This is a genomic window from Brevibacterium sp. CS2 (genome assembly GCF_005280295.1).
In the GTDB taxonomy this organism is placed as follows: Bacteria; Actinomycetota; Actinomycetes; order Actinomycetales; family Brevibacteriaceae; genus Brevibacterium; species Brevibacterium pityocampae.
Genome location: NZ_CP040020.1, coordinates 90939 through 115427, shown reverse-complemented (window position 1 = coordinate 115427; position 24489 = coordinate 90939). Strand labels below are relative to the sequence as shown.

Below are 24489 nucleotides of genomic sequence, written 5' to 3'. Positions count from 1 at the left end.
CGACCGGCCGGCGGCGGGCGCCTCGGCCTCGGGACCGGCCCGGTTCGACGGCGAGGCGGCGGAGACTGTATGCTCGTGCCTTGGCGGTGGGCCCTCCGCTTCACGCGGGTGCCCCTCCACGCCGAAGGGGTGTGGCGCAATTGGTAGCGCAACGGTCTCCAAAACCGTAGGTTGCAGGTTCGAGTCCTGTCACCCCTGCTCAGGCTTCGCCGGTCGGTTCGACGATCCGGCTCGGCGGCACAGGACCATTTCAACGACGACCGAGTGAGGATGCGTGGCAGACACACCTGCAGAGGCCTCGGGGGCTCGGAGAGAGCGCTCCGCGGACCAGAAGAAGCGCGGGCTGTTCGGCGGCCTGCTCCAATTCTTCCGCGAGGTCGTGGCCGAGCTCAAGAAGGTCGTCACCCCGACCCGCAAAGAACTCATCAACTACACCCTCGTGGTGCTCGCCTTCGTCGTCGTGATGATGCTGCTGGTGACGGCACTCGATTTCATCTTCGGCAAGCTCGCCGGGACCGTCTTCGCAGGAAGCCCCCTCTGGCCGCTCTGGTGAGCCGCCCACCGCACCTCAACAGCGCGCGGACCGCGCAGCCCTGGCGCACGCCAACCACTCACTCATAAGGAGAACTGGTGTCGGACAACACCCCGGAAACCGAGAACGTCGAAGCAGTCGAGCCGCAGGCGGCCCCTGCCGAGGAGCAGACCGCCACGGTCGACCCCGCAGAGACCCCTGAGACCGCCGACGCCGCGACCGAGGGTGCTGAGACCGTCGACCCCGTCGATCCCGTGCAGGACGCCCCCGCCGAGGCGACCGCCGATTCCGCGGACGCCCCTGCCGATGCGACCGAGGCACCTGCCGACGGCGCAGCCGAGACCGGCGAGCAGGCCGGTGAGGAACAGGCCGCCGAGTCCGAGGGCGCGGATGCCCCGGACGAGGACGAGGTCGACCCGGCCGAGGAGTTCAAGGCCGAGCTGCGGATGAAAGAGGGTGACTGGTACGTCATCCACTCCTACGCCGGCTACGAGAACCGGGTGAAGGCCAACCTCGAGAACCGGATCGTCAGCCTCGACATGGAGGCGCACATCTTCGAGATCCAGGTCCCCATGGAAGACGTCGTGGAGATCAAGAACGGCCAGCGCAAGCAGATCCGCCGCGTCCGGATCCCCGGCTACGTGCTCGTCCGCATGGACCTCACCGACGAGAGCTGGGGCGTGGTGCGCCACACCCCGGGCGTTACCGGATTCGTCGGCAACGCCTACGACCCGGTCCCGCTGCGCCTCGACGAGGTGTTCTCCATGCTCGCCCCGGTGTTCGAGGAGCAGCAGGCGAAGGCCCAGGCCGAGGCGGGCGCCGGCGGCGGTTCCCAGGCCGGCACCCCGATCTCCGTCGAGTTCGAGGTCGGCGAGTCCGTCATGGTCAAAGAGGGCTCCTTCGAGGGCCACCCCGCCACCGTGCAGGAGATCCGCCCCGAATCGCAGAAGCTCACCGTGCTGCTCTCGATCTTCGAGCGCGACGTGCCCGTCGAGCTCGGCTTCGAGCAGGTCGCCAAGATCTGATCAGCACCCCCCAGCACTCACCGCGGCAGGCGCTCGGCACGGTCCGGGCGCCTGCCGCGTTCCAGGACCCGGAGGCGCGGATTCGCGCCGGCGGGCGTTCCGTGGAACAATGGTGTGGTTTGATTGCCGTTTCTCATCGGCTTCGGCGATCACCCGCCCTGCAGCACTCGGCTGCGGGGCCGACGAAACAGAAAAGGACCGAAACATGCCTCCCAAGAAGAAGGTCACCGGTCTGATCAAGCTCCAGATCCAGGCAGGTGCCGCCAACCCGGCGCCTCCGATCGGCCCGGCGCTTGGTCAGCACGGCGTCAACATCATGGAGTTCTGCAAGGCGTACAACGCCGCGACGGAGAACCAGCGCGGGAACGTGGTCCCGGTGGAGATCACGGTGTACGAGGATCGCTCGTTCACCTTCATCACCAAGACCCCGCCGGCCGCAGAGCTCATCAAGAAGGCCGCCGGCGTCAAGTCCGGTTCGGCCACCCCGCACACCGACAAGGTCGCTCACCTGAGCGCCGACCAGGTGCGCGAGATCGCCGAGACCAAGATGCCCGACCTCAACGCCAACGACATCGAGGCCGCCTCGAAGATCATCGCGGGCACCGCTCGTTCGATGGGCATCACCACCGACATCAAGGCCTGATCCTCTCGGATCGGACCCCACCAGTGGCAGGGCCTGCGCGGCCCGGACCACGACTGCAAGGAGAGAAGCAGATGGCACAGCGCTCGAAGGCCTACAGGGCCGCCGCGGAGAAGATCGCGGCAGACACGTTCTACGATCCGGCACAGGCGATCGCCCTGGCCAAGGACACCTCGGTGTCGAAGTTCGACGCGACCGTCGAGGTCGCGTTCCGCCTGGGCGTCGACCCGCGCAAGGCAGACCAGATGGTGCGCGGCACCGTCAACCTCCCGCACGGCACCGGCAAGACCGCCACGGTCCTGGTGTTCGCCGCCGGCGACCGTGCAGAGGCTGCCCGTGAAGCAGGTGCCGATTACGTCGGCTCCGATGACCTGCTCGAGAAGGTGGCCGGCGGGTTCACCGCGTTCGACGCGGCCGTCGCCACCCCGGACATGATGGGCAAGGTCGGACGCCTGGGCAAGGTGCTCGGTCCCCGCGGCCTCATGCCGAACCCCAAGACCGGCACGGTGACCATGGACGTGGCCAAGGCCGTCCAGGACATCAAGGGCGGAAAGATCGAGTTCCGGGTGGACAAGCACTCGAACCTCCACTTCATCATCGGCAAGGCGTCGTTCGACCAGGAGAAGCTCCAGGAGAACTTCGACGCCGCGCTCGAAGAGGTGCTCCGTCTCAAGCCGTCCTCCTCGAAGGGCCGCTACATCTCGAAGGCCACGATCTCGACCACCAACGGTCCGGGCGTGCCCGTCGACGCGAACGCCCTGCGCCCCTGACGCAGCGCTGAACCGCCGCCACCGGCGGGGTGCGGATCCGTCCGCACCCCGCCGGTGGCGTATTCACACACCAGTGATCGTTCTGCGCTCGATGGTGCGCGTCCGATGCACTGGAAGGGTCCGCCGAAGTGCGGCCAGCCGTCGGCGAGGCCGTGACCGTGGGCGCGGTACGGGCCGGCCCGCTGCCCTGACCGGGGTGGTGAGGCGGCGCGGCGCTCAGTCGTCGGCGCGGCGCTCGATCCACCAGTCGCCGAGGCGCGAGATCGCGAACCCGAGCACGATCGACAGCACGATCGCGATGATCACCGCGACGATCGTCGGGACCGGGATCCACCGTGCGGTGACCCAGCCGAAGCCCACGGAGTACAGGGCCCAGAGGACCGAGGCAGTCGTCAACGCACCGGTGAAGTCGCGCAGCGGCATCCGGCCGGCGCCGGCGAGCAGCGACACGGCGGTGCGCCCGAGGGGGATGAATCGGGAGATGACGAGCACCTCGAGCGCTTCGTCGGTGAGCCGGTCCTCGATCCGGTCGAGCCTGCGCTGCGCGCGGGGGGAGGACAGGAGCGGCCACCGCCGGAAGTCGAAGCGGGAGGCGACCGCATAGAGGACGAGGTCCCCGGCGATCGAACCGGCGATCATCGCGAGGACGAGTCCCAGGAAGGACGGCTCGCCGTTCGTGGCGTTGAGCGCGCCGAGGCCCACGAACAGAGCCGTCGAGGGGATCGGCGGGACGATGCCGGCGATCGCATTGACGAATGCGGCGATGGGGTACACCGCGAGCGTTCCGGCGAAGCCCGCCACCCATGCACCGATCTCCTCCACCGCCCCAGGCTACAGGTCTCCCCGGGCGGCCCGGCCGCGGCCCCGTCGCGGCCCCGGCCCAGCCGCGGATTTGGAGTCCGGGGCCGCGTGCACTAGCATGAAGACTGCCCAAGACCGTCGGTCCCCGTGGGAATCACCTCATCCGGAATCGGATGATCGTGCCCACTGGCGAAGACTCGCAGAGAGTGACCAGCGCAGGTGTCATGAGAACGATGATCAGGATGTTCGCATCCGCAGTCGCAGCGTTCCGTGCATTCTGCGCGGAGCGCTTTTTCGTGTTCTCGGCACCGACATCGTACGAAAGGAATACCATGGCGAGGCCTGACAAGGCAGCGGCAGTTGCGGAGCTCAAGCAGTTGCTCGAGAACTCCCCGGCTGCAGTGCTGACCGAGTACCGCGGTCTCACCGTCGCGCAGATGAAAGACCTGCGCGTAGCACTCGGTGAGACGGCAAGCTACGCCGTGGTGAAGAATACGCTCACCGCTATCGCTGCCAAGGAAGCCGGCATCGAGGCATTCGACGGACTCCTCAACGGACCCTCCGCCATTGCCTTCATCACCGGCGAACCGTCCGAGGCCGCGAAGGCGCTGCGTGACTTCGCCAAGGCGAATCCGCAGCTGGTCATCAAGGCAGGCTACCTCGAGGGGAAGCCGCTGACCGCTGACGAGATCACGAAACTCGCCGACCTCGAATCCCGCGAGGTGCTGCTTGCGAAGGCAGCCGGTGCCATGAAGGGCAGCCTCTACAAGGCCGCCTACATGTTCACCGCCCCGCTGGTCAAGACCGTCCGGACCGTCGACGCTCTTCGCGAGAAGAACGCCGGCTCCGAGGCCGCCGCGACCGAGGACGCATGAGTTTCACCCCTGTAAACCACCCCGGCTGCGATCGTCAGCCATGTAAGGAAGGACATAGCCACCATGGCTAAGCTCACCCCCGAAGAGCTCATCGAAGCGTTCAAAGAGCTCTCCCTGATCGAACTCTCCGACTTCGTCAAGCAGTTCGAAGAGACCTTCGAGGTCGAGGCCGCCGCTCCGGTCGCCGCTGCCGCCGCCCCTGCTGCCGGCGGTGCCGGTGGCGAGGCCGCCGCCGAGGAGAAGGATGAGTTCGACGTCATCCTCGAGTCCGGCGGCGAGAAGAAGGTCCCGGTCATCAAGGAGGTCCGCGGACTGACCTCGCTCGGCCTCAAGGAGGCCAAGGAGCTCGTCGACGGCGCTCCCAAGGCCGTCCTCGAGGGCGTCAACAAGGAGACCGCGGAGAAGGCCAAGGAGGCCCTCGAGGCCGCCGGCGCCACCGTCTCCCTCAAGTGATCCGATCCGCCGCGGTCCGAGCGATCGGACCGTGAGCGGAGCGTATCCAGCACCGGACCCCGCTGCCCCCGTGGCAGCGGGGTCCCGTGCATTCACCCCTCAATTTTTGTAGGTTCCTGAGAGCGATTCCGCGAGAATCTGCAATCTCAACGCCGCGGCGGCTGCTCGAGGACCCGGTGCGCGTGGAATCCGGAGTGCGGGGTCCGGTGCGCGGTATCCGGTGTGTCCGGACCGGCACGCGTCCGCCACATGCGGGATCGCCGCGGGCTCTACCGTGATCGTATGAACCGATCCCGTGCTCGCAGAATCTCCCGCGGCTGTGGTGCCACTGCCCCCTCGGGTGCCCCCGCTCACCGCGGCGCCGCAGCCGGCCGAGGTGCCATGGTCTCGCGCGGCCACCGCCGCCGGGGCGCCCCCGCCCTCGGCACGGTGGCGCTCGCCATCCTCTGCCTCAGTGCCTGCGGATTCGTCCCCGACCCTCTCCCCACTCCGGACCCCACGGTCGGCCCGTCGACGGAGTCGGACGCCCCGCAGCCGGCCCCGTCGCCGCTCGACCCCGCGGAGACAGCCCTGCGGATCATCCACCGCGACTCCTCGGTGCCGCCCCGGTACCACCGGAGCTACCGGCTCGACGCGGATCCGAGCGCCGCGAGCATCACCGTCGACTCGTACGGGGCCCACATCGGGCAGGCGCGCGAGCAGATGGACGCCGAGGTCTGGGCGGATGCGATCGCCGCCGCCGAGCACGCAGTGCTCAGCGATCAGACCTGTGGCGGCGAACCGCCCCCGGCCGGAACGAAGTCGACCACGCTCGAGGTGTGGGTCGGGGACGATCGCCTCCACGTGATCGAGGGCCGGAACAGCTGCAGCCGCGACGGGCAGGCGTACCCGGTGGTCGAGGAGGTCGCAGCGTCGCTGCGCGGCCTGTTCGACGAGCAGGCGGTGTTCCGCCCGGACGAGGAGCCGGGCAGCGCGTCCGCGTTCCCGCCGGAAACCGGGGCGCCGCGCCCGTGACCCTGCAGGACCCCGGCCGGCCCGGGCTCACCCCGAGGATCCCTGGAGTACTCGATCGGGGTCCGGTGCCTGCGACCATCAGCGGATCGAAGCGCGCTGACGAAGCGACCGGCACACCGCTGCTTCAGCGCAGCCGGCGCACCCCGGCCGGCAGGTGGGAGCCTGCCCCGGTGCCCACCCAGGTGAACGGGGGAGCGGTCCGGGATGGCACCTCGGCAGTGGAGTCGCTCTCTGCCACCGCTGCGATGTCCCCGAGTTGGGCGGCGAGGAACGTACGGTCGACGGGCTGACCGTGCCCGGGCGCGAATACCTGCGGCTGCGGGAGAGCGAGCAGGGTCTCGAGCGATTCGGCCCACCGCGCCGGGAGCGCATCGTCGCCGAACTGAGGCGGCGCACCCTCTTCGACGAGATCCCCGACGAGCGCGACGTCCTCGCACAGGATGACGAGGTCGGACTCGGTGTGCCCGCCGAGCGGGAGGAACTCGACCGTGCAGTCGCCCAGCGACAGCGTCTCACCGGTGTCGACCGCCGTCACGGGGACGAGGAGGTCCTCCGGCGTGGGCAGGTCCGGCTCGTGCTCGAGGGGGACGGCTTCGAGCTGGATCCACGCCGAGGCCCGGTGATCGCGGACGAATCCGGGGGAGGCGAGGAAATCGTCGACCCCGTCCGCGGCGAATGCGGCATTGCCGAAGAAGTGGTCCCAGTGGTCGTGGGTGTTGACCACGGTGAGCGGCAGATCGGTGAGGGCACGGAACGCCGCGAGGATGGATCCTGCCTGGGCAGGTCCGGCGCCGGTATCGACGACGAGTGCCCGCTCGGGGCCGACGACGAGGTACGAGTTGAGCTGCACCGGGTCCGAGGTGAACACGTAGATCTCAACCATGCGGGCTCCTGTTCGGTGGGGGAGGCCCGGGTGGGGCCGGTGGGCCGGGTGGAGGGGGTTCGGAGCTGTGCGGAGGTCCTGGAGTGTGCGGCGGCCCGGGCGGGCGGGGCTGCTGCGGCCGTGGCGACCACTGCTCATCGGGCCGACCGGCCCAACCCGGAGGCCCCCACGGAGACGGCTGCTCCGGCCGTCCGCCGGAACCGGGGTACGGCGTCTGGGCCGGACCGTTCGGGGCAGGGCCGCCCGGGTTCGTTCCGGGTATGCCCCCGAGTCGGGCGTGCGACGGAACCGGTGGACGTGGTGCCGCTTCCGCAGCGCTGCGCGGTCCCGGCACCCCCGGCCCTGCCTGCGGCACCCCCGGCCCTGCCTGCGGGACCCTCGGCCCTGCCTGCGGCACCCCCGGCCCTGCCTGCGGGACCCTCGGCACTGTCTGCCGGAATCCCGGTCCCGGCGCCCCAGGCGCTCGCGAGTATCCCGGACCCGGCGGGTACCCCGGCCACTCCGGACCGACAGACCCGCCCGGCCTCGGCGCCTGCTGCCCGCCCCGGGTCTGGTCCTGCGGCTTGCGGAGCAGGAGCCACACCACGACGCCGATGAGCACGAGCGCGAGGACGATGAGAGCGAGCCAGACGAGATCGCGGAGGAACCACACGATCGCCGCGACCGAGGCGCCGAGACCCCACCACAGTGCCCAGGCCCGCGAGCGGACCGCACCGTAGACGAGCAGCGCGACGTGGTCGACGAGGAACAGCACCGTGTACCAGCCTCCGTCGACGAGCCCGGCGTACACGCCGGTGAGGCTCACCGCGGCCGCGGAGATCACCCGGCGCAGGGTGCCGCCGACGGGTGCGTCGCCGCGCCGGTCGGCCAGCCACGCCCAGAGCCAGGCGACCGCGGCGAGGAAGTGGAGATTGACGACGAGAGCGGTGGACACGACGCCGTGGGCGGCGATCATGAGGCCGATGGCACCGACGAACGAAGCGCATTCGGGCAGGATCCGGCGGATGGTCGTGTCCCTGACCCGTGCGGTGAGGAGGGCGAGCATGAGCGCGGGGATCGTCACCGAGACGCCGACGGCGAGCTGCGTGACGGAGTTGAGCCAGGGGACCTCGACGTCGAGCAGCGGGGTCGCGACGATCGCGGTGACAGCGGCCGCGAACGCGACCGCCAGCGGAGCCGTGGCCGGCTTCCCGGCCGAGGTGAGCGCCCAGTAGCACCCGTACCACAGGGCCCAGACGACCCAGGCGGAGACGACGGTCCGGAGCGCCCCGTCGTCGAACGGCAGACCGGAGAGCTTGATGACTGCGATGGCCGAGGCCGCGGCGACCGGGAGCAGCAGCCACTGGTTCCGGTGCACGAGGGTCGCGTGTGCCCCGGCGGCGGCGAGCAGCACACAGGTGATCACGGCGAACAGCGTGGACGCCTGGCCGGCCCGGAACACGGTGAGGACGGTGAGCGCACCGAGGCCCACCCAGACTGCGGTCGAACCGAGACCGGGAGGCGCGTGTCGGCTGCCCGGGGCGCGGGGCCGCATCCGGTGGCCGAAGACCACCACCGCGTGGAGCAGGAGCAGGCCGCCGACGGCGCCGAGGGCGAGCACCCCGAGGCCGAGGTCGCTGTCCGGAGCGGGGAACACGGGGACGAGGACGTCGAGGGCGACGGCACCGGCGAGGAGCAGGGCCATGGTCCCGGCGTAGCGGGCGCGCCAGCGGCGTCCGGCCCGCAGCAGCAGGACCTCCGCGACGACGACTCCGCCGAGCAGCGCGACGGTGAGCCCCAGGCGCACGACGTCGTTCGGGACCGGGGCGGTCATGCGCAGGCCGTCCGCCCCGTACGACGAGGCCACGGTGAGTGCTGCTGCGGTGACGAGCGGGATCGCGCCGGTGAGGAGGAGCGCGGAGCGCACCGCCCAGGCGGCGGCGCACAGCGCCAGGAGCAGGACGAGGTAGCCGCCGAACGCGAGGAGCGGGTGTCCGGCATCGGGCGCGCCGAACGCGGGGGCGAGCAGAGTGCCGCTCGTCACCGCCGACAGCAGCGGGGCGGAGCGGCGGAGGTGGAGCAGATGCCGCCCGCGCTTCGAGGTGATCCACGCCGCGCCCGCGCCGTCCGCGGCGAGCACGAGGACGAGACCCACCATGAGGAAGAGGTACGGAGCCCCGCTCGAGGGGGACACCTCGGCGTCGCTCACGCCGAGTGCGGCGGCTGCCCAGGGGCCCAGGGTGCAGCCGAGCGCCACCGCTCCGGCACGCGCCGGGGGGAGGTCGAAACGCAGCGCGCAGACGACGAGCAGCACCACGAGGAGCACGGTGAGGGCGATCGTGCCGCCGGCGAGCGGCCGCACCAGGGGCGAGGCCAGTGAGAACGGCGAGACGAGCGTGGCGATGAGCCCGATCCCGGCGGCGACTCCGAGGACGAACCAGGTGGCGAGGGTGCGACGGCGGTGGAGCAGGGTCTCCCCGAGGAACCCGGCGGACAGGGCCAGGGCGGTGAGCACCATGGCGCCTGCCTGGGTCGCCGGGGGCTGGTCCGGCCAGAGGCTGCCGATGGTCGCGCCGACGGCCCAGATGAGGGAGGTCGAGAGCGCCAGCCGGGCGATCGGACCGCGGACCGTCGAGCCCAGGCACCACGCCCCGACGAGGTAGTGGACGCCGAGCACAGCGAACAGTGCGGCCCAGGCCCACGCGCTCGGGAACGGATCGATGAAGACGGAGGCGACCACCGCCGCCGGCGCGACGACCTCCCCGAGCACGAGGTGCGGCAGGACGAACGCAGGGTGGACCCGGCCGGTGAGCAGCCGGGCGGCGACGGCGAATGCCGTGGCGGCGAGCACGAGAGCGCAGAAGTACCAGACCGTCGGGGCGGGCGTCAGGGCCATCATCGACAGCACGAGGGAGAGGACGAAGAGCAGTCCGAACCAGGTGATGAGCGCCGAGCGCAGCCGGAAGGCGGCGAAGCCGTAGCAGAGCGCCCCGACGGCGGAGGAGATGAACCACGCCAGCGACGGGCTCGTCAGCGACAGCCCGCCGAGCAGCCCGCCGGCGATCGGGACGAGCGCGAGGCCGAGCCCGGTGAGCGCGATGCCGATCGGGCGCAGGCGCGGTGCCAGGCCGTGGAGGAGCAGACCCGCACCGTAGGCGAGGAGCGCGACGGCCCAGATGCTCACGGCCCGCAGCACCGCCGACTGGCTGATCCCGGCGAACACGACCGCGGCCGCGAGGACGAAGAGGCAGGCGACGCCGAGGAGGAGATTGGGGTACAGCACGCTCCGGTCGGTGCGGGCCGGAGAGGGAGCCGGTCGGCCGCCCTGCGATCGACCGGGCACCGGATGGCCGGGCGCAAGATGCCCGGCAACCGGTTGGCCCGGCGTCGGAGCCGCCGTGCGAGGGGCCTGCATCCCGGGTGCGTGCATGCCGGGGGACTGGTTCCCGGGCGCGTGCATGCCGGGGTGCGCAGCGGAGCGCGGTATCGGGGGGCCGGCGACCTGCGCGTCCGCCTGCGGCACCCAGGGCGGGCGCGGAGGCATCGTGCCAGGGCGGGGGAAGGGTACCCGGGGCGACCAGCCGCACGAGTGGCCCGCGGCCGGGGCGCCTCGGCGGCTCCCCGCCCCGCGCCGAGGCTGATGAGGGTGGCGATCCCCGCGGCGAGGAGCACCGGCAGGGCGACGGCCCAGGAGATCCACAGCCACACGATGAGATATCCGGGATCGGCCCCAGTGTCCATGTCTCCTCCGGTCCAGGCAAGGGCGCGGCGATGCGCGACCGCGCCGTCAGCCCGAACCTACCAGCCGCCGATGCCGCGCCTGCGGTTGTCCACAGTCAACCGCACCCGCGTGGCGACGGCCCCGCCAGGCATCGCTCCGGACGATCGGCGGTGGTAGAAGTGGACCATGAGCGCATCCCCGGCACCCTCATCCGCCGCGCTGCTCGCTCATGCCCGTCCGGCGCCGGACGACGGCACCCGGCCCGCCGAGTCGGGGGACCCCGCGCGGCCGACCCCGGCCACCGGCCCGGGCTCGGCCGACCTGCGCCTCCTCCGGGCCGCCGACGTCGCCGCCGACCCGCAGCTCTTCGGCGAGTTCCTCGACCACGTGCAGGCGATCGAGGAGGAGGTGCTCATGGAGAGCATCGGCCTCCCCGAACTCGTCACCACCGCCGCGGAGCGCCGTGCTGGCTGGGAATCGGACCCCCACCACCTGCGCGATCTCGCTCTCGCCGTCGGCGGGGACGCGTGCCTCGGCTGCGCCGTCGTCGTCGCCCCGCTCCGGGACAACCTCGACTCCGCCGACGTCGCGGTCGATGTCCTCCCCGGCCTCGCGCCGGAGACTGCCGCCGCGGTCGACGATCTGCTCTGGGCCCACGTCGACGCGGTCGTCTCGGAGGTCGGCCGCACCGTCCTCTACGCCGACGAGCAGCACCCCGACCACCCGGACGACAACTACTCCGCAACCGCACTCGGGCGGCCCGCCGCCCATTTCGACGGTGCCCGTCCCGAGGGCGGCTCCGACTCCGGTACCGCCCGTCCGGACCCCGGGGCGGCTCGCCTCGACCCCGATCGCGGGCCGAACGGCACCCGGCCGCTGCGCCGCCTCGCGCCCGGCCACGGCGCCCTGTTCGCCGACGACCCGGCGCTCCTCCTGCTCGAGTCCCGCGGGTTCAGCCTCGTGCAGATCGAGCGCTTCGCCGTCCTCCCCGTGAGCGACGTCCCCGCGCCCGAGGTGCCGGCCGGCCTCCGCGCGCACAGCTGGGTGGGCGATGTCCCCGCCCACCTCCTCGACGCGCTCGCCCACCTCCTCACCGTGTTCGAGGCGACGATCCCGGTGGGGGAGGCCGATTTCGAGCCCGTCGTGCACACCCCGGAGCGCGTCCGCGACGAGGACCGGCTCACCCGGGCCCGCGGCATCACGGCCTACGGGACGGTGCTGCTGCGGGCGGACGACGGCGCGCCGCTGGGCGCCACCGTCTACCACGTCGGCGAAGGCCGCGAGTTCGGGTTCCAGGAATCCACGGTGACGGTGCCGGAGGCCCGCGGGCGCGGATACGCGGTGCTCCTCAAGCGGCTCAATGCCGGCCACCTGCGCGCGAGCGCCCCGGAGGTCGAGCGGGTGTACACGTGGAACGCCGCGGAGAACACGCCGATGCTCGCGATCAACGACCGGGTCGGCTTCCGGGCGCTGGGGATGACCGGCACTTGGCAGCGCGGAGGCGGGTGATCCCTCGCCCCGGGATCGCTCCTACGGGGTACCTGACCAGGAGCGGGAGTGGAGCGCAGAGGAAAAAGTGAGAGCCTACCACATCCGCACTTGCGTTCCGGGCATTACAGGTCTAGTGTGGATATTTGCGTTGCTTCGCCTTCGTGGTGCCTTCATATAGCGGTGGGCACATCGGAAATCCCGGCCTGAGCAGACCGTGGAACCCGGATGTGTACGTCACACCTGGTCCCTGCGGTCCTCGACGCCGGCTCAGGTGAAGCCGGACTCAACAGGTGACCCACTCGGAAGGATCCCATTGGCCGCCGCCAACGAAAACACCAGGACCGCTAACCCGCCCCAGCGCATCTCCTTCGCGAAGATCCACGAGCCGCTCGAGGTACCCAATCTGCTCGGACTGCAGACCGACAGCTTCGACTGGCTGATCGGCAACGAGCGGTGGCAGGACCGCGTCATCGATGCCACCGAGCGCGGGGACGACTCCGTCGCCACGACCGCCGGTCTCGAGGACATCTTCGAGGAGATCTCGCCGATCGAGGACTTCTCCGGATCGATGTCGCTGTCGTTCCGCGAGCACCGCTTCGAGCCTCCCAAGTACTCGATCGACGACTGCAAGGAGAAGGACATCACCTACTCCGCTCCGCTGTTCGTCACCGCGGAGTTCATGAACAACAACACCGGCGAGATCAAGAGCCAGACGGTCTTCATGGGCGACTTCCCGCTCATGACCGAGCAGGGCACCTTCGTCATCAACGGCACCGAGCGCGTCGTCGTCTCGCAGCTCGTCCGGTCCCCGGGCGCCTACTTCGAGTCGACCCCGGACAAGACCTCCGACAAGGACATCTTCACCGCGAAGATCATCCCCTCGCGCGGCGCCTGGCTCGAGTTCGAGATCGACAAGCGCGACCAGGTCGGCGTCCGCCTCGACCGCAAGCGCAAGCAGTCGGTCACCGTGCTGCTCAAGGCCCTGGGCTGGACCGAATCGAAGATCCTCGAGGAGTTCGGCGACTTCGAGTCGATCCGCGAGACCCTCGCGAAGGACACCGTGTCCACGCGCGAGGAAGCCCTCATCGACATCTACAAGAAGCTCCGCCCGGCCGAGCCCGCGACCGTCGAGGCCGCCGAGGGGCTGCTCAACAACCTCTACTTCAACCCGAAGCGCTACGACCTCGCCAAGGTCGGCCGCTACAAGGTCAACCGGAAGCTCGGCATCGACCGGCCGCTCTCCGACTCCGTCCTCATCACCGAGGACATCGTCGCGACGATCCGCTACATCGTGTCCCTCCACGCCGGGGCGGACACCATGCCCGGCGTCCGCGACGGCGAGGAGATCGACCTGCGCGTCGCGCTCGACGACATCGACCACTTCGGCAACCGCCGCATCCGCGCGGTCGGCGAGCTCATCGAGAACCAGGTGCGCACCGGTCTGTCCCGCATGGAGCGCGTCGTCCGCGAGCGCATGACCACGCAGGACGTCGAGGCGATCACCCCGCAGTCGCTCATCAACATCCGTCCCGTCGTGGCCGCGATCAAGGAGTTCTTCGGAACCTCCCAGCTCAGCCAGTTCATGGACCAGAACAATCCGCTGGCCGGGCTCACCCACAAGCGCCGCCTGTCGGCGCTCGGCCCCGGCGGCCTGTCGCGCGACCGCGCCGGCATGGAGGTCCGCGACGTCCACCCCTCGCACTACGGACGCATGTGCCCGATCGAGACCCCGGAGGGCCCGAACATCGGCCTCATCGGCTCGCTCGCCTCGTACGCGCGGATCAACCCGTTCGGGTTCATCGAGACGCCGTACCGCAAGGTCGTCGACGGTGTCGTCACCGACTCCACCGAGTACCTCACCGCCGACGACGAGCTCGAGTACTCGATCGCCCAGGCGAACGCCCCGCTCACCGACGACCAGAAGTTCGCCGAGGAGTTCGTCCTCGCGCGTCCCAAGGGCGGCGGCGGCGAGGCCGAGCTGCTCCCGGCCGACGAGATCGACTTCATGGACGTCTCCGCCCGCCAGATGGTGTCGGTGGCGACCGCGCTCATCCCGTTCCTCGAGCACGACGACGCCAACCGCGCGCTCATGGGTGCGAACATGCAGCGCCAGGCCGTGCCGCTGGTGCGCAGCGAGGCCCCGCTCGTCGGCACCGGCATGGAGTACCGCGCCGCGGTCGACGCCGGCGACGTCATGGTCGCGACGAAGGCCGGCGTCGTCACCGACGTCTGCGCCGACTACGCCACCGTCCTCAACGACGACGGCACGACCATCACGTACCGGGCGGAGAAGTTCCGCCGCTCGAACCACGGCACCTCGTACAACCAGCGCATCCTCGTCGACGAGGGCGACCGCGTCGAGGTCGGCGCCGTGATCGGCGACGGCCCGTCGACCGAGAACGGCGAGATGGCGCTCGGCAAGAACCTCCTCGTGGCGTTCATGTCCTGGGAGGGCCACAACTTCGAGGACGCCATCATCCTGTCCCAGCGCATGGTGCAGGAGGACGTCCTGTCCTCGATCCACATCGAGGAGCACGAGGTCGACGCGCGCGACACCAAGCTCGGCGCCGAGGAGATCACCCGGGACATCCCGAACATCTCCCCGGAGGCGCTGGCGGACCTCGACGAGCGCGGCATCATCCGGATCGGCGCGGAGGTCACCGACGGCGACATCCTCGTCGGCAAGGTCACCCCCAAGGGCGAGACCGAGCTCACCCCGGAGGAGCGCCTGCTCCGTGCGATCTTCGGCGAGAAGTCGCGCGAGGTGCGCGACACCTCGCTCAAGGTGCCCCACGGCGAGTCCGGCACCGTCATCGCGGTCAAGGAGTTCGACCGCGAGGACGACGACGAGCTCGCTCCCGGCGTCAACCAGCTGGTGCGCGTCTACGTGGCGCAGCGCCGCAAGATCACCATCGGCGACAAGATGGCCGGCCGCCACGGCAACAAGGGCGTGATCTCGAAGATTCTGCCGATCGAGGACATGCCGTTCCTCGAGGACGGCACCCCGATCGACATCATCCTCAACCCGCACGGCGTGCCGCGCCGCATGAACATCGGACAGGTTTTCGAGATCCACCTCGGGTGGGTCGCCAAGCAGGGCTGGAAGATCGAGGGCAACCCCGACTGGGCCAAGGAGCTCAAGCACTTCCACTTCTCCCGCGAGGCGGAGCCGGGCACGAACGTCGCCACCCCGGTGTTCGACGGCGCCCACGAGGAGGAGCTGCGCGGACTGCTCGACTCGACGCACCCCAACCGCGACGGCGACCGGCTGATCGACAGCTCGGGCAAGGCGCGGCTGTACGACGGCCGCTCCGGCGAGCCGTTCCCGTACCCGGTGTCGGTGGGCTACATGTACATCCTCAAGCTCCACCACCTCGTCGACGACAAGATCCACGCGCGCTCGACCGGACCGTACTCGATGATCACCCAGCAGCCGCTGGGCGGCAAGGCGCAGTTCGGCGGTCAGCGATTCGGCGAGATGGAGGTGTGGGCGCTCGAGGCGTACGGCGCCGCGTACACCCTCCAGGAGCTGCTGACGATCAAGTCCGACGACATCCCGGGCCGCGTCAAGGTCTACGAGGCGATCGTCAAGGGCGAGAACCTGCCGGATCCGGGCATCCCGGAGTCCTTCAAGGTGCTCATCAAGGAAATGCAGTCTCTGTGTCTCGACATCGAGGTCCTGTCCTCGGACGGCATGCAGGTGGAGATGCGCGACTCCGACGAGGAGGTCTTCCGCGCGGCCGAGGAGCTCGGCATCAACCTGTCCCGTCACGAAGCCAACACCGTCGAAGAAGTCTGATACTTACGAACGCGAACCGACGATCGTGCGCGATCGTCACCGAGAAAGAGGATTTACGTGCCTGACGTCAATTTCTTCGATGAGCTGCGGATCGGCCTGGCCACTGCCGACGACATCCGCCGCTGGTCGCACGGCGAGGTCAAGAAGCCCGAGACCATCAACTACCGCACCCTGAAGCCGGAGAAGGACGGCCTGTTCTGCGAGAAGATCTTCGGACCGACCCGCGACTGGGAGTGCTACTGCGGCAAGTACAAGCGCGTGCGCTTCAAGGGCATCATCTGCGAGCGCTGCGGGGTCGAGGTCACGCGGGCCAAGGTCCGCCGTGAGCGGATGGGCCACATCGAGCTCGCCGCGCCGGTCACCCACATCTGGTACTTCAAGGGTGTGCCCTCCCGCCTGGGCTACCTGCTCGACCTGGCGCCGAAGGATCTCGAGAAGATCATCTACTTCGCCGCGTACATGATCACCTGGGTCGACGAGGACTCCCGGCACCGGGACCTGCCGACCCTGCAGAACCAGATCGACGTGGAGAAGAAGCAGCTCGTCGACCGTCGCGACGCCGACATCGACCGGCGTGCCCGGAAGCTCGAGGAGGACCTCGCCGCGCTCGAGGCCGAGGGCGGCACCGCCCAGGCCAAGAAGAAGCTCCGCGACCAGGCGGAGCGCGAGATGGCGAACCTCCGCAAGCACTCCGAGCGCGACATCGACCGCATCGAGAAGGTCTGGGACCGGTTCAAGAACCTCGCCGTGTCCGACCTCGAGGGCGACGAGTCGCTCTACCGCGAGATGGTCGAGCGCTTCGGCATCTACTTCTCCGGCGCGATGGGCGCCGAGGCGATCCAGAAGCGGCTCCAGGACTTCGACCTGGAGGCGGAGTCGGATGCGCTGCGCGAGCTCATCAAGACCGGCAAGGGGCAGCGCAAGACCCGGGCACTCAAGCGCCTCAAGGTCGTCAACGCGTTCCTCACCACCGACAACACCCCTGAGGGCATGGTCCTCGACGCGATCCCGGTGATCCCGCCGGAGCCCCGCCCGATGGTGCAGCTCGACGGCGGCCGGTTCGCGACCTCGGACCTCAACGACCTCTACCGTCGGGTGATCAACCGCAACAACCGGCTCAAGCGCCTGCTCGACCTCGGCGCCCCGGAGATCATCGTCAACAACGAGAAGCGGATGCTCCAGGAGGCCGTCGACTCGCTGTTCGACAACGGCCGCCGCGGCCGTCCGGTCACCGGGCCGGGCAATCGCCCGCTCAAGTCGCTGTCGGACATGCTCAAGGGCAAGCAGGGCCGGTTCCGCCAGAACCTGCTCGGCAAGCGCGTCGACTACTCCGGCCGCTCGGTCATCGTCGTCGGCCCGACCCTCAAGCTCCACCAGTGCGGTCTGCCCAAGACGATGGCGCTCGAGCTGTTCAAGCCCTTCGTCATGAAGCGGCTCGTCGACCTCAACCACGCGCAGAACATCAAGTCCGCCAAGCGCATGGTCGAGCGCCAGCATCCGCAGGTGTGGGACGTCCTCGAAGAGGCGATCACCGAGCACCCGGTGCTGCTCAACCGCGCACCGACCCTGCACCGCCTGGGCATCCAGGCCTTCGAGCCGCAGCTCGTCGAGGGCAAGGCCATCCAGATCCACCCGCTCGTGTGCTCGGCGTTCAACGCCGACTTCGACGGCGACCAGATGGCCGTGCACCTGCCGCTGTCCGCGGAGGCGCAGGCCGAGGCCCGCGTGCTCATGCTGTCGGCGAACAACATCCTCAAGCCCTCCGACGGCAAGCCGGTCACCATGCCCAGCCAGGACATGATCATCGGCATCTACCACCTGACGAGCGAGCGGTCGGGCGCCGAGGGCACCGGACGCGAGTTCTCCTCGATCGCCGAGGCCATCATGGCCTTCGACCGCGGCGAGCTCGACCTCGGGGCGAAGATCCGCGTGCGGATCGACGACATCGTCCCGAACGAGTCGATGACCATGCCCGAGGGCTGGGAGCCGGGCACGCCGGCCGTCGTCGAGACGACGCTGGGTCGCGCGCTGTTCAACGAGACGCTGCCGTCGGACTATCGCTTCATCGACGCCACCGTCGACAAGAAGATGCTGTCGAAGATCGTCAACCGGCTCGCCGACTTCTACCCCAAGGTCGAGGTCGCCGCGACGCTCGACAACTTCAAGGCCACCGGCTTCTACTGGGCCACCCGCTCGGGTCTGACGGTCGCGATGTCCGACATCGTGTCCCCGGACGCCAAGGAGGGCATGCTCGCCAAGGCGGAGGACCTCGCGGCCAAGGTGCAGGAGCAGTACGACTTCGGTGCTCTGACGGACGACGAGCGCCGCAACGAGCTCGTCAAGATCTGGTCGGAGACCACCGACGAGGTCGATGATGCGATGCAGAAGAACTTCCCGGAGAACAACTCCGTGCTGCGCCTCGTCGAGTCCGGCGCCTCGGGCAACTGGACGCAGGTCCGGCAGCTCGCGGGTATGCGAGGCCTGGTGACGAACCCCAAGGGTGAGATCATCCCGCGTCCGATCAAGTCGAACTACCGCGAGGGCCTGTCGGTGCTCGAGTACTTCATCGCGAGCCACGGAGCCCGCAAGGGACTCGCCGACACCGCGTTGCGGACGGCGGACTCGGGCTACCTCACCCGTCGCCTCGTCGACGTGTCCCAGGACGTCATCGTGCGCACCGAGGACACCGACACGACGAAGGGCCTCACCCTGCCGATCGCGCAGGAGGGGCCGACCGGGGAGCTCGAGGTCCACGAGTTCGCGGAGACGAGCGTGCACGGCCGCCTCACGGTGTCCGACATCACCGACTCCGACGGCACCGTGCTGTACCCGGCGAAGACCGATGTCACCGTCGAGGTCGTCGAGAACCTCGTCGCCCACGGCATCCGTGAGATCAAGGTGCACTCCGTGCTCACCGCCGACTCCGACGTGCAGATCTCGGCCGTCCACTACGGACGGTCGATGGCCACCGGCCAGCTCGTCGACATCGGCGAGGCGATCGGCACGGTCGCGGCGCAGTCGATCGGCGAGCCCGGCACCCAGCTGACGATGCGCACCTTCCACACCGGTGGCGTGGCCGCCGGCGGCGGAGGAGACATCACGCAGGGTCTGCCGCGTGTGACCGAGCTGTTCGAGGCGCGCACGCCCAAGGGATTCGCGCCGATCGCCGAGGCCACCGGCCGGGTCAAGATCGATGACTCGCGCAAGACGCGCTACGTCATCATCGTGCCCGACGACGGGGCCGAGGAGATCGAGCACGCCGTGGGCCGCCGCTCGCAGCTGCTCGTCGAGGACGGCCAGCACATCACCGCCGGTGAGAAGCTCGTCCAGGGCGCTGTCGACCCCAAGCAGGTGCTCCGCATCCGCGGTCGCCGGGAGGCCGAGCGCTTCCTCGTCGACGAGGTGCAGAAGGTGTACCGCTCGCAGGGCGTGGGCATCCACGACAAGCACATCGAGGTCATCGTGCGCCAGATGCTCCGGCGCGTCACCGTCATCGAGTCCGGCGACACGACGCTGCTGCCCGGCGAGCTCGTGGACCGCGGGCGGTACCAGGCGGAGAACCGGCGGATCGTCGCCGAGGGCGGCACCCCCGCCTCGGCCCGCGACGAGCTCATGGGCATCACCAAGGCCTCGCTCGCGACCGAGTCGTGGCTGTCGGCGGCCTCCTTCCAGGAGACCACCCGTGTGCTCACCGAGGCGGCCCTCGAGGGCAAGTCGGATCCGCTGCTCGGCCTCAAGGAGAACGTCATCCTCGGTAAGCTCATCCCGGCCGGAACCGGAATGCACAAGTTCCGCGACATGGTCGTCGAGCCCACCGAGGAGGCCAAGCAGGAGATGTTCAGCAACTCCTACGGCGACTTCTACCCGAGCCTGACCGGGGAGGGTGCGGCCATCCCGCTCGAGGACTACGACTTCGGAGCGTTCAGCTGAGCTGAGCCCCCGCGGTCATAGGACCCGCAGACACGCGCTGGGCCCGGAGTGAATCTCTCCGGGCCCTGCGGTCATTCACGGGTCCTGCCGGCCCCGATCATCGAGTGGTCAGTTTCCTTCGGATACTCGCGGGAATCCGAAAGAACCTGACCACTCGACGGGAGCTGCGGCGGCGCGGCTCAGTAGAGCGCGACGAGGCGCCCGACGACCTCGCCCTTGGCGAGCTTGTCGAGGCCCTCGGGGATGTCCTCGAAGCCGATCGTGGTGAGGGTGGGCTCGAGCTCGCCGGTGGCGAGGTACTCGTACACCCCGGCGATGTCCTCCTTGGTGCCGCCCTGCGAACCGATGAGGGTGACCTCGGAGAGGATGAGGGCCCTGGTCGAGATCGTCGCCCCGAGCCGGCCCATGCCGACCTGCACGACGATGCCGCCGCGGCGCACGGTCTCGATCGCCTCGGCGGTGGTGGTGCCGAAGCCGGCGTAGTCGATGATCGCGTCGAACTCGACGTCGGAGAACTCGCTGATCGACTTCGCGACGCCCTTGGCGCCGTTCTTCTTCGCGGCGTCCCAGACCTTCTCGTTCACCTCGGCGACGTAGACCTCGGCGCCGGCGAGGATCGCCACGCGCGCACCGATCTGGCCGAGCCCGCCGAAGCCGATGACGCCGATCTTCTCGCCGGGGCCGGCCTGGCCGTTGGTGATGATCGCGTGGTACGAGGTCATGCCCGCATCCGTCGCGGCCGCGCCCTGCTCCCAGGACACGCCGTCGGGGATCGGCACGAGCGCATTCGCGTCGAAGGCGATCTTCGGCTGGAAGCCGCCGTCGGCGACGTAGCCGGGAGCGCCGGCCGGGGTGGTCGGGCAGACGCCCACCCGGTCACCGACCTTGACGTTCGTCACGCCCTCGCCGAGCTCGGCGACGACGCCGGCGTTCTCGTGGCCGATGGTGATGGGCTGCTTGGCCAGCGTGGACAGCCACCCCTCGTCCTCGAGCAGACCGACATCGGAGTTGGCAGAGGCCCGCGGCCTTCATCTCGATGACGACCTGGCCGGGTCCGGCCTTCGGCTCCTCGACCTCGTTGAGGACGAGGAGCTCGTGGGTGTTCGTGAACTGCCATGCCTTCATGGGGCACCGCCTTCCTGTGCAGAGGTCCCGGCGGACCGGTAGGTGCACCGGGAATCGGATGATTCAACCATGAACCTCAACGCATACGAGGGCGATGGGGTTCACGGAGTGACCCTCGTCGTATCAGTCAGCGGCGGAATCGACCGCTGAGGTGCCCCGTGGTCCGCTCGGGCAGGTGGCCCACGGCCTGCTCGGGCAGGTGCCGCACGGCTCGAGCGGGCAGGGGAGGGACCTCTGCCTCGGGGCCCTCAGCCGAGCAGCACCTGCACCTCGTCCCAGCGGTGCTGCGGGACGAGCTTGAGGTTGTCGACGGCGTCGGCCATCCGGACGCGGGTGATGTCCGTGCCGTCGAGCGCGGCCATCTGGCCCCAGCCCTCGTCGAGCACGATATCGACGGCCGCCATCCCCAGACGGGTCGCGAGCACCCGGTCGTAGGCGGTGGGAGAGCCGCCGCGCTGCAGGTGGCCGAGGATCATCGCCCGGGTCTCGATCCCCGTGGCCTCCTCGATGAGCGGGGCGAGGTGGTCGCCGATCCCGCCGAGGCGCACCCGGCCGTGCTTGTCGGTGCCGCGGTCGGCGACCTGGTCCTCGACGCCCTCGGGCACGAACCCCTCGGCGACGACGACGAGCGGCGCGCGCCCGCGGTCCCAGGCCGAGCGCACCCAGTCGAAGATCTGCTCGTAGCTCACCGGGAACTCGGGGATGAGGATCGCATGGGCGCCGCCGGCCATCCCCGCCTGCAGGGCGATCCAGCCGACGTTGCGGCCCATGACCTCGAGGACCATGCAGCGGTGGTGGGAGTCGGCGGTGGTGCGCAGTCGGTCGATCGCCTCGGTGGCGATCGACTGGGCGGTGTCGAAGCCGAAGGTGTAGTCGGTGCCGTCGAGGTCGTTGTCGATGGTCTTCGGCACGCCGACGACGGGCATCCCCTCGTCGTCGGCGAGCCGGGCGGCGCCGGCCAGCGTGCCCTCGCCGCCGATCGCGATGATGGCATCGATCCCGCGGCGCTCCATCACGGTGCGCATCTGCTCAGGGCCGCCCTGGGAGTACGGGTGGGTCCGCGAGGTGCCGAGGATCGTGCCGCCGCGGCCGGACAGGCCGCGCACGTCGACCATATGGAGCGGGTGGGTGTCGTCCTCGAGGAGCCCGCGCCAGCCGTCGCGGATCCCGGTGAAGGAGAAGCCGTGGGCCCGGATCCCCTTGCGCACCGCGCCGCGGATGACGGCGTTGAGGCCGGGGCCGTCGCCGCCCGAGGTCATGATTCCGATGTTCATCTGTTCTCCTTCGGTCGTGCGCGGATCTGTGGTGTCGTGCGCGGATCGGCGCTGGGCGGGCGTCGGTGGTGCCGGGCCCGGGCCCGGCCACGTGTCGTGCGGTTCCCATGCGGGCCCGGGCCGGGGATCCGGCGGCAGACTATCGGCACCGGATGAGCAGGAGGTTACGAGCGGGAGATCGCGCGCGCCCAGCCCGGATCGATCTTGACGTCGTGGCCGGCCATGAGGCTGAAGCCGGTGAGCACGAGCGTGCCGTTCGAGCCGTCGCCGCGCGCACCCTTCTTGATGTCGTTGCCGGCCAGGACGTTGACGGTGCGGTCGATGATCCGGACCCCGCCGGGGACGTAGATCGTGTTGCCGCCCATGAGCGCGTAGCAGTCGACCGTGATCTCCACCCCGGGTCCGAACGCGTCGGTGAGGTAGAGATCGTCCCCGCCCATGACGCAGCAGCTGCGGACGGCGGGCGTGCCCGGGGCGACCTCGATCTCGCGGCCGCTGAGGATCGCCACGGAGTTCTCCTCCGGGCCGAACCCGGCACGCGCGGGGACCACCTCGCCCGCGCCCGAGGTGCGGGCCGGGACGATCGTGCCCGCACCGGACGCCCCGGGGCCGTCGGGGCCCGTGCCGAGCTGCCGCTGGATCCGCAGGGTGAGCTCGGCGCCCTCCGGCAGGTCGGCGATCGGCTCGAGGAGCTCGTCGAGGAACTTCGACCCCACGACGACCGTCTGCCGCTCGTCGACCTCGAGGGGATCGAGGCGCCCGGAGGCGTGCGCGGCGGCGAGCACGTCGAGGACGGCGTCGCGGTCCTGGTCGCCGGCCCGGATCCGCCGCGGTGCGGGCTCGATGGGGGAGTCGGGGGTCATGGACCCAACTCTAGGGCAGGACCCGGCGGCCCACCACAGACGGGGTGCGCCCGTGTTTTGACCGATGGAACCCGCACCGTCTACGCTTGACCGTGTCTGATTTCTTTCAGGCATGTCCGCACGCCCGCGTGTGGGCCGGGCCGTCGGGACCGTACTCCGGCGGCGCACACCGGACCACCGCATGGGCGAGCAGGCCGCACAGTCCACCTGCACCACCGGTCGGGCGCGGAGCCGTGAGCTCGCGACACACCCGACCTCGGGGTGGGAGGGGCCGTGCGTGGACTGGGATCGAGCAGGTCGCTTCACTCGATTCCGGTGGGACATGTGCGAGGGGTACGGGCAGGGTCCGCACCGGCGGCACCCGCGCCCTCGGACTTAGGAACAGCGAGAAGCAAACGGAGAAGAACTCAGTGCCGACAATCCAGCAGCTCGTCCGCAAGGGACGGCATGACAAGGCCGCGAAGAACGCAACGCCTGCCCTCAAGGGCAGCCCGCAGCGCCGCGGTGTGTGCACGCGTGTGTACACCACCACCCCCAAGAAGCCCAACTCGGCGCTCCGCAAGGTCGCCCGCGTGAAGCTCTCCAGCCAGATCGAGGTCACCGCCTACATCCCCGGCGAGGGCCACAACCTGCAGGAGCACTCGATCGTGCTCGTCCGCGGCGGTCGTGTGAAGGACCTCCCCGGCGTCCGCTACAAGATCGTGCGCGGCTCGCTCGACACCCAGGGAGTCAAGGGTCGTCAGCAGGCCCGCAGCCGCTACGGAGCCAAGAGGGAGAAGAAGTAATGCCACGTAAGGGCCCCGCACCCAAGCGCCCGGTCGTCATCGACCCGGTCTACAGCTCGCCGCTGGTCACCCAGCTCATCAACAAGATCCTGCTCGACGGCAAGCGCTCCACCGCCGAGCGCATCGTCTACGGCGCGCTCGCCGGTGCCGGCGAGAAGACGAACACGGATCCCGTCGTGCTGCTGAAGAAGGCGCTCGACAACATCCGTCCCTCGCTCGAGGTCCGGTCCCGCCGCGTCGGCGGTGCGACCTACCAGGTGCCGGTCGACGTGCGCCCCGTGCGCGCCACGACCCTCGCCCTGCGCTGGCTCGTGGGCTACTCGCGGCAGCGCCGCGAGAAGACCATGACCGAGCGTCTGCAGAACGAGATCATGGATGCCAGCAACGGCCTCGGCGCCGCAGTCAAGCGTCGCGAGGACACCCACAAGATGGCCGAGTCCAACAAGGCCTTCGCCCATTACCGCTGGTGACCTCCGGGCCGGCCGGACCACCGTCCGCCCGGCCGGTACACCCAGTCATCGAGACGAGA

General features: G+C 69.9%; 18 protein-coding genes and 1 tRNA gene. 13 read left to right on the top strand and 6 right to left on the bottom strand.

The genetic code is table 11. The features are described from left to right. Positions 1–125: 125 nt before the first annotated feature. From FDF13_RS00565 to rplA, 5 genes are all read left to right on the top strand, one after another. Positions 126–198: transfer RNA gene (locus tag FDF13_RS00565), tRNA-Trp, on the top strand. A gap of 76 nt (positions 199–274) precedes the next feature. Then, a complete protein-coding gene (gene secE, locus FDF13_RS00560) occupies positions 275–553 on the top strand; it encodes a preprotein translocase subunit SecE (protein WP_137317994.1) in 279 nt (92 codons plus the stop codon). Between the two features lie 233 nt (positions 554–786). Continuing rightward, entirely contained in the window at positions 787–1557 is a 771-nt protein-coding gene (gene nusG, locus FDF13_RS00555; protein ID WP_137320283.1) for a transcription termination/antitermination protein NusG, read from the top strand. Positions 1558–1762: 205 nt separating this feature from the next. Next, complete coding sequence (gene rplK, locus FDF13_RS00550; RefSeq protein ID WP_137317993.1) at positions 1763–2200, top strand: 50S ribosomal protein L11; 438 nt, start codon at positions 1763–1765, stop codon at positions 2198–2200. Positions 2201–2271: 71 nt separating this feature from the next. Further along, positions 2272–2967, top strand: coding sequence for a 50S ribosomal protein L1 (gene rplA, locus FDF13_RS00545; RefSeq protein WP_137317992.1), 696 nt, complete (start codon positions 2272–2274; stop codon positions 2965–2967). 216 nt (positions 2968–3183) lie between these two features. Here rplA and FDF13_RS00540 read toward each other — a convergent pair whose 3' ends face one another. Beyond that, positions 3184–3789 carry a DedA family protein gene (locus FDF13_RS00540; RefSeq protein ID WP_137317991.1) on the bottom strand — a complete coding sequence of 202 codons (606 nt, stop codon included), beginning with the start codon at positions 3787–3789 and terminating at the stop codon, positions 3184–3186. Positions 3790–4100: 311 nt separating this feature from the next. On the opposite strand from FDF13_RS00540, the gene rplJ reads away from it, so the two are divergent. The 3 genes from rplJ to FDF13_RS00525 all read left to right on the top strand — a co-directional run bounded on the left by rplJ (position 4101) and on the right by FDF13_RS00525 (position 6110). Beyond that, positions 4101–4643 carry a 50S ribosomal protein L10 gene (gene rplJ / locus FDF13_RS00535; protein ID WP_137320282.1) on the top strand — a complete coding sequence of 181 codons (543 nt, stop codon included), beginning with the start codon at positions 4101–4103 and terminating at the stop codon, positions 4641–4643. Positions 4644–4706: 63 nt separating this feature from the next. Beyond that, a complete protein-coding gene (gene rplL, locus FDF13_RS00530) occupies positions 4707–5096 on the top strand; it encodes a 50S ribosomal protein L7/L12 (RefSeq protein ID WP_101652197.1) in 390 nt (129 codons plus the stop codon). A gap of 381 nt (positions 5097–5477) precedes the next feature. Then, a complete protein-coding gene (locus FDF13_RS00525; RefSeq protein ID WP_137317990.1) occupies positions 5478–6110 on the top strand; it encodes a hypothetical protein in 633 nt (210 codons plus the stop codon). 124 nt (positions 6111–6234) lie between these two features. Here FDF13_RS00525 and FDF13_RS00520 read toward each other — a convergent pair whose 3' ends face one another. Both FDF13_RS00520 and FDF13_RS00515 read right to left on the bottom strand, forming a co-directional pair. Beyond that, a complete protein-coding gene (locus FDF13_RS00520; protein ID WP_137317989.1) occupies positions 6235–6993 on the bottom strand; it encodes an MBL fold metallo-hydrolase in 759 nt (252 codons plus the stop codon). Next, positions 6986–10255, bottom strand: a complete 3270-nt coding sequence (locus FDF13_RS00515) for a proline-rich domain-containing protein (RefSeq protein ID WP_137317988.1) — start codon at positions 10253–10255, stop codon at positions 6986–6988. Before FDF13_RS00515 ends, FDF13_RS00520 begins: the two co-directional genes overlap by 8 nt. A gap of 624 nt (positions 10256–10879) precedes the next feature. Here FDF13_RS00515 and FDF13_RS00510 point away from each other — a divergent pair. From FDF13_RS00510 to FDF13_RS00500, 3 genes are all read left to right on the top strand, one after another. Then, complete coding sequence (locus FDF13_RS00510) at positions 10880–12202, top strand: GNAT family N-acetyltransferase (protein ID WP_137317987.1); 1323 nt, start codon at positions 10880–10882, stop codon at positions 12200–12202. A gap of 295 nt (positions 12203–12497) precedes the next feature. Continuing rightward, on the top strand, positions 12498–15983 hold the full coding sequence (gene rpoB, locus FDF13_RS00505) for a DNA-directed RNA polymerase subunit beta (protein ID WP_137317986.1): 3486 nt from the start codon (positions 12498–12500) through the stop codon (positions 15981–15983). Positions 15984–16040: 57 nt separating this feature from the next. Beyond that, positions 16041–19913, top strand: coding sequence for a DNA-directed RNA polymerase subunit beta' (locus FDF13_RS00500; protein ID WP_137317985.1), 3873 nt, complete (start codon positions 16041–16043; stop codon positions 19911–19913). 179 nt (positions 19914–20092) lie between these two features. On the opposite strand, the gene FDF13_RS00495 is transcribed toward FDF13_RS00500, so the two are convergent. The 3 genes from FDF13_RS00495 to FDF13_RS00485 form a co-directional block, all read right to left on the bottom strand. Then, entirely contained in the window at positions 20093–20863 is a 771-nt protein-coding gene (locus FDF13_RS00495; RefSeq protein ID WP_368074063.1) for a zinc-binding dehydrogenase, read from the bottom strand. Positions 20864–21286: 423 nt separating this feature from the next. Continuing rightward, complete coding sequence (locus FDF13_RS00490; protein ID WP_137317984.1) at positions 21287–22312, bottom strand: ATP-dependent 6-phosphofructokinase; 1026 nt, start codon at positions 22310–22312, stop codon at positions 21287–21289. Positions 22313–22476: 164 nt separating this feature from the next. Then, positions 22477–23175, bottom strand: coding sequence for a DUF1707 domain-containing protein (locus tag FDF13_RS00485; protein ID WP_137317983.1), 699 nt, complete (start codon positions 23173–23175; stop codon positions 22477–22479). Between the two features lie 410 nt (positions 23176–23585). Here FDF13_RS00485 and rpsL point away from each other — a divergent pair, with 410 nt between their 5' ends. Next, positions 23586–23960, top strand: a complete 375-nt coding sequence (rpsL, locus tag FDF13_RS00480; RefSeq protein WP_102161472.1) for a 30S ribosomal protein S12 — start codon at positions 23586–23588, stop codon at positions 23958–23960. Continuing rightward, positions 23960–24430 (top strand): 30S ribosomal protein S7, encoded by a 471-nt coding sequence (gene rpsG / locus FDF13_RS00475; protein ID WP_137317982.1) that lies wholly within the window; start codon positions 23960–23962, stop codon positions 24428–24430. Before rpsL ends, rpsG begins: the two co-directional genes overlap by 1 nt. The last annotated feature ends 59 nt before the right edge of the window (positions 24431–24489 follow it).